The sequence below is a fragment of the Candidatus Anoxymicrobium japonicum genome (genome assembly GCA_002843005.1).
In the GTDB taxonomy this organism is placed as follows: Bacteria; Actinomycetota; Geothermincolia; order Fen-727; family Anoxymicrobiaceae; genus Anoxymicrobium; species Anoxymicrobium japonicum.
This window is the reverse complement of sequence record PHEX01000116.1, coordinates 1-2281: the sequence shown is the minus strand read 5'-3', so window position 1 is coordinate 2281 and position 2281 is coordinate 1. Positions and strand designations below refer to the sequence as shown.

General features: G+C 52.3%; 2 protein-coding genes. Both read right to left on the bottom strand.

Annotated features, from left to right (window positions below; translation table 11 throughout):
* On the bottom strand, positions 1-1461 hold a 1461-nt coding region (locus tag CVT63_08240), incomplete at its 3' end, for an ABC transporter permease (protein ID PKQ26879.1).
* Positions 1442-1972, bottom strand: coding sequence for an aerotaxis receptor Aer (locus CVT63_08235; GenBank protein ID PKQ26878.1), 531 nt, complete (start codon positions 1970-1972; stop codon positions 1442-1444). The genes CVT63_08235 and CVT63_08240, both read right to left, overlap by 20 nt.
* Positions 1973-2281: the final 309 nt, after the last annotated feature.

Sequence of the window (2281 nt, the reverse complement as noted above, 5' to 3'; positions counted from 1 at the left end):
TTTGACGGTGGAGGCGAGTTCTTCCATGCTGGAGGCGGTCTGTTCCAGGCTGGAGGCTTGTTCTTCTGTGCGTTGCGAGAGGTCGGTGTTGCCTTGGGCAATCTCTTTAGCCGCGGTGTTGATGGTCTCGGCTGAAGTCTTGATCCCCTCCACCAGCGTCCTCAGGGTAGTTACAGTTGCATTGATGCCATCGCTGGTCTGCCCGAACTCGCCCGGATAATCAGCGCTGATGTTCTGGGTCAGATCCCCGTCGGCCAGCGCATTGGCAACCCGCACAATATCCCTCAGGTTAGTCGATGTTGTCTCTGAAAGTGCATTAATGCCGTCTTTGGTCTCACCGATCGTGCCGCGATAGTCCCCGGTAATTTTCTGGCTAAAGTCGCCAGTCTCAAAACCCCTGGCAACCCGCATGATGTCTTTCAGGGCAGTGTCTGTCGTAGCGGAAAGCAGGTTCAGCGACTCGCCCACCGTCTTGCCGAAGCCCTGCTTGTCGCTGGTATCGATGCGTTTGCTGAAGTCACCCTGGTTGGCAGCAGCTTCGACCAGGGAATGAATCTCGCTGATCATGCTGTTGAGCGCAGCTACCGTGCCGTTCATGCTGGTGATGACATCGCCAAAAGTACCGGGATAACTCTTGCTGATACTCTGGCTCAAATCGCCTCTGGACAATGCACTGGCGACGACTGCGATTTCGTTCAGGCAATTCAAGGCATCCAGTGACTGATTGATGTCAATTTTCAGCTGGTTGAGGCTGCCGCGTCCTTCAGCCTGCACGCGCAGGCTGACATCGCCCTGGGCAACACGGCTCATCACATTGCCGATGTCGCCGATCATCCTCTGCATGGTTTGCATGGCCTGCATTACGGCATCAATGGTCAGCCTGTAGTCACCTTCCGCCTCAATGTCAACTTTCTTGTCAAAGTCCCCTTCGGCAATGGCATTCATCAACTCGGTGATGGCTGCGGTAACCATTGAGAGCGTATCTGCAACCGTATAAAACTGTTTTACCGCCGCAGCGAACTCGCCATGCAAACCTTGCGGGTAACCTTTTCTCAGGAAATTACCCTTGGACACCGAGCTGGCGGAATAAAGAATGTCGACCTGTGTCGCTTCCACCTGATCCATCAAGTTATTCAGGTGCCAGGCTAGTTTCTGGACTGGCCGCTCATTGCCGCCGATATGCGTGAGACGTTCTCCGATAGCACCTTTCCCCCATTCCTCGCTTGCAGCCAGTACGCGGGCCAGCAATTGCCGGTCGAACGACCTTGATTTTATCCACCAGACCAGGGACAAGGCTGAGCCGAGCGTCAACAAGGCCGGCAACAGCATCTCCCGGCTGATTCCGCTTTCCTGCACTTGGCTCAGGGCGGGCATCCATATATAAACCAGCAGGCCTGCCCAAACGATGCCGATTGCGGTTATTGCGGCAGGTTCATTATGCTTAAAGTGCTTGTAAAACATTGATCAGCTCCTCGTATGAAACGCCCTTGTCTTTTAACACCGCACCCAGAACCGCGCCGGAAGCTGAGATAGCATCCCTGGCACCGGCTTTCCGCTCCGCTTCCAGCATGCTGCGATAAACCTCTGCCACAATTGGAATCGCTTTGGGGTTAGGCATACGGCGAACCGAGGTGTAACCGATTTTTTTATTGTTCGCGTCTTTCATGGGTGCAACTTGCGCAAACACCCAGTAGTAGCCGCCATCTTTTGACATATTCTTGACGTAAGCGAATATCTCCCTGTCTTTCGACAAGTAATCCCAAAGCAAATGAAACACCGCCCTGGGCATATCAGGGTGGCGGATAATGTTATGTTGGCTGCCAAGCAACTCTTCTTCGCTATACCCGGAAAACTCAATGAAAATTTCATTGCCGTAGGTAATACGTCCAGTCAGGTCCGTCTTGGAAACGATAAAATCATTTTCCCGCATGGGCCGTTCCTGGCTTGTTGGGATGATGTCTTTTCTCTTCATTCTTGCCTCTTGTTTCAATTCGCAATAAGAACGATAAATTCCAATCTCGCCCTGCCTGTCATGCATGAATCGTAAAAACCGTAATTCAAGCCACAGAGCACACAGAGTTCACAGAGAAAAAACAAGGGATTGTCCGAGTCATGACTTCCGCCTATCGGGTAACTCTCTCAGCATCACGCAATCCGCTTTGCCTCTGTGTGCTCTGTGGCTAACTGCGTTCTTCAGCTTAAATTCAATACGTTTTAAAACTCCTCCCAATCCCCGTCATCCGTACCGGTTTTGGCAGGCGTGGGTGACTTCATGGGAGTG

Bases quoted from the DNA above. Each gene is read 5' to 3' on its own strand.
- CVT63_08235 (PKQ26878.1), bottom strand. From the start codon at position 1,972: ATGAAGAGAAAAGACATCATCCCAACAAGCCAGGAACGGCCCATGCGG.